Annotated in this window: 3 protein-coding genes and 2 pseudogenes; all 5 read left to right on the top strand. The window is 57.2% G+C overall.

Going from position 1 to position 3447, the window contains the following annotated elements:
- The first annotated feature begins 121 nt into the window (after positions 1-121).
- On the top strand, positions 122-340 hold the full coding sequence (locus tag RCO31_RS34545; RefSeq protein WP_308972927.1) for a hypothetical protein: 219 nt from the start codon (positions 122-124) through the stop codon (positions 338-340).
- Between the two features lie 102 nt (positions 341-442).
- On the top strand, positions 443-967 hold the full coding sequence (locus tag RCO31_RS34540; protein WP_308972926.1) for a carboxymuconolactone decarboxylase family protein: 525 nt from the start codon (positions 443-445) through the stop codon (positions 965-967).
- A 164-nt stretch (positions 968-1131) separates the two neighbouring features.
- Positions 1132-1668, top strand: a pseudogene (locus RCO31_RS34835) (DUF5131 family protein).
- 225 nt (positions 1669-1893) lie between these two features.
- Entirely contained in the window at positions 1894-2541 is a 648-nt protein-coding gene (gene tcmP / locus RCO31_RS34535) for a three-Cys-motif partner protein TcmP (RefSeq protein ID WP_308972925.1), read from the top strand.
- 170 nt (positions 2542-2711) lie between these two features.
- Positions 2712-3158: pseudogene (locus RCO31_RS34530) on the top strand (SOS response-associated peptidase family protein); the annotation flags it as partial.
- Between the last annotated feature and the right edge of the window lie 289 nt (positions 3159-3447).

The raw sequence follows: 3447 nt of genomic DNA, 5'->3' as shown, positions 1-3447 counted from the left end.
GTGTCGTTTATGGATCAGAAATTCGCACGATGGACTCGCGGCAACGATGGTGCGAATTTCTGATCCACGACACTAGTGAGTGGAGCGCAGTGGAAACCGCGATCCGGCAGGATCGAAACGAATGCTTGAGGATTTTTTGCGATGCGGTTCGCGCATGGAAGACCTCAGCCTGCCGCTCCTCGTCGTCGAATTTTTCAGGCAAGACCCGTTCAGGGCGCTTGGCCTTGCGGGCGTCACCTGTGTGGCAATTTCCGCAATGACCGATTTTGATCTGCTCAGCCTGCTCGGCTTCGTCGACGTTGCCGCCGAGGATGTTGATCGCGAGACGACGGCCGCCTGATCCGGCCGGCAGTTGCCGTCCGTCGCGAAATGCGCTGTTTGCGTTGGCGGGCTTGTCGGTTAGAACCCCTCCCGAGACCGCAAGAAAAGAAAAGGGGAGCCCATGGCCCGCATCGATTACGCTGATCCCGCAAAGGCAAGCGAACGCACCCGCGAAATCCTTGGCAAGAACCGGAATGCGAACATCTTCCGCATGATGTCGCATTCGCCGAGCTACTTCGAGCAGTACTGCCGGCTCGGCAATGCGATCCGTTTCAAGGGAGAACTGGATCCGATCGTGCGCGAACTCGCGATCACGCGCACCGGCATCCTGTGCGAGGCGCCTTACGAAGTCGTCGCGCACAAGCGCATCGGCAAGGGCGTTGGTGTTACCGACGAGCAGAACGAAGCGCTTGCGAACTGGAAGGACGCAACCTGCTTCGACGACACGCAGCGTGCGGCACTGGCCTTCACCGACGAGATCGTCACCCTGCGCAAGCCGACCGACGCGACCTTCAACGCTATTGCCGCAAAGCTCTCGCCAGCGGCGCTGGTCGAGCTGCAGCTCTCGGTCGGCTTCTATATCATGACATCGAAGTTCCTGGAGACCTTCGGCGTCGACCTGCAGCCGGTGACGGACGTGGTCTAACGCTTGATGAAATCAGGTTAGGTTGGTCCAACCACACCCCGGTGTCGTCCTCGCGAAAGCGGGGACCCATATTCCAGAGCGTCTGAGGCTAGATCACTGTCGCTCTGGAATATGGATCCCTGCTTTCCATAGGCGAGCGAAGCGACGCCGTTCTTCGAACGGCTATGGGGCAATCATTCGCGCAAACGCACGACCGATTTTGGCGGCAGCCGATCAGGTGGAATGCTTCGGCATCGTCGTCTCGACGCCAGCGCGTCTTTTGCGCCTCCTTGGCCGATGTATTCGACAATCAGGTGCCGCCGGCGTGGCGATCTGACCTTTTTCAATTGATAAAGCAATGTGATCGCCTGGATTGGCTCCTTTTGACGAAGCGACCAGAAAACATTCGAAAGATGCTCCCTGCCGATTGGAAGTCCGGCTATCCGAATGTTTGGCTTGGAACGACCGCTGAGGATCAGGTCCGCTTTGACAGGCGATGGAAGCATCTTAGCAAAATCTCGTGCGCAGTCTCGTTTGTTTCCTAGGAACCTGCACTCGGACCGGTGCGGCTACCGCCGATAGGGCCGGTGCCGAATTGGCTAATCTGCGGGGGCGAAAGCGGGCATGGAGCCCGCATCATGAACCCGCAGTGGGCGCGGGACATCGTTCAAGATTGCCGCGCGCGCGGAGTAGCCCCGTTTCATAAACAGTGGGGTGACTAAGCCAGCAATCCGCTGGTGTTTGAGGGTGGAATCCCTGCTGCCGAGGCCAAGTTTGATAGATCAGGAAGGCAAAGGCGGTGGCCTTCTTGACGGAACTATTGTCCGTGAATTCCCGGTGCCGCGACAGGTGATGGATGCCGCTGCCTAAGTATTTTTTTGTGTTTTTTGCCCCTTCAAATGACAATCGACAAGCAATAACTCCCACAAACTGCGCGGCCGCTTCGATTGACGATACAGGATCGTCCGCTTTGGACGCACAATAAGGCGCGTCTCATTGAGCGGTATCTTTTCTACTTCGTTCTTATAACCAAGCGCGGCGCCTACATCGACGGCTTTGCCGCCCCGCAGCGTCGTGATCCCCCTGACCTGTGTTCGTGCAAGTTGGTTCTCGAGTCGCGGCCCCAGCTTCTGCGCGAGTTCTGGCTCTGTGATTTAAAGCCTGAGGGGACCGAGGCGCTGCGGAAGATAGCGAGTTCTATCGAGCGTCCCAAAAATCGCTCGATCAGCATCGTAGAAGGCGATTTCAACGTCAGGGTTCACGAAATTCTGCGAGACTGCAAAATCGGCGAGAAAACGGCAGCTTCCTGCCTTCTCGATCAGCGCACGTTCGAATGCAAGTGGGAGACCGTAAAAACGCTTGCGCAGTTCAAGCAAGAAGGCCCCAAGATCGAACTGTTTTATTTCCTTGCGACAGGGTGGCTTGATCGCGCAATGGCAGGCGCAACGAAGAACAAGGAACTATTGCGGACATGGTGGGGGAGAGATGACTGGCAAAAATTGCGCGGCATGAAGGGCCACGTTCGAGCTAATCTCGTGGCAGACCGCTTCAAGAGGGAGCTCGGCTATGCTCACGCGTATCCGTTTGCAATTTAATCACGAGCTCGCGGAGGGCGCGTTATGTATCACATGATCCACGCGACGGACCATCCGGAAGCGCCGAAGTTGATGAATCGCGCGTACAACAATGCTACGAAGACTCGTGAGCCCATGGAGCAACTTGAGATGGAGCTTGCTGCTTTGATGCGGGTCTAGTCAGCGGATCGGACAGCGGCGTCACCAACATTCGCAACGTGTCGAGCGCGCATTGGAAGCGATGGCTCGGCCCTGCCAATCGTTGCCTCGTGCCGTTCACATCGTTCGCCGAATACGACACGATCGATGGCAAGAAGGTGCCGGTATGGTTCGCAGCGGACGAAAGCAGGCCCTTGATGTGCTTCGCTGGCATCTGGACCAACTGGACGTCTGTCCGCAAAGCTAAGGAAGGCGAGATCACGGCTGACGTTTTTGGTTTCCTCACTTGCGCGCCAAACGCTGAAGTCGCGCGAGTTCATCCGAAAGCGATGCCGGTGATCCTCACGACTCAAGAGCAATTCGACGTCTGGATGACGGGCGATTGGGACAAGGCATCGAAGCTGCAGCGACCGCTGCCGGACGGCTCTCTGACAATCGTCGCGACCGGGGAGAAGGAAGATCAGCTCAGAGGCTCATAGCCCGACCGGCCAGCCAAAGAGTGGGACGCGGCGCAAGGTGGTGAAGTACGACAACCACGATGCTTGCGAGCCCGGACGAGCGGAAGCAGCTACGGGTAAACGGATGGTCCTCGTCCGGGCGACTTAATTGCTTAGCAATGGTACGTCAGATTCACGGTATAAACCCAGTTAAAGAAGGCTGCGGGATAAGGATACTCAAACCCGAAAAACCCCCACTCTCCGGGGCGAGACGGCAGTGTAGTCGACCAAAACTGAACGGGTGCGGTCCAAATTTCCAGTCCGCCTTGCT

The organism is Bradyrhizobium sp. LHD-71, from assembly GCF_031157255.1.
Taxonomy (GTDB): Bacteria; Pseudomonadota; Alphaproteobacteria; order Rhizobiales; family Xanthobacteraceae; genus P52-10.
The sequence above is the reverse complement of the archived record's forward strand: the minus strand, read 5'-3'. Positions and strand labels throughout refer to the sequence as shown.

Excerpts from the sequence above, each read along its gene's own strand:
- RCO31_RS34545 (WP_308972927.1), top strand. The coding sequence starts at position 122 with ATGCTTGAGGATTTTTTGCGATGCGGTTCGCGCATGGAAGACCTCAGC.
- RCO31_RS34540 (WP_308972926.1), top strand. The coding sequence starts at position 443 with ATGGCCCGCATCGATTACGCTGATCCCGCAAAGGCAAGCGAACGCACC.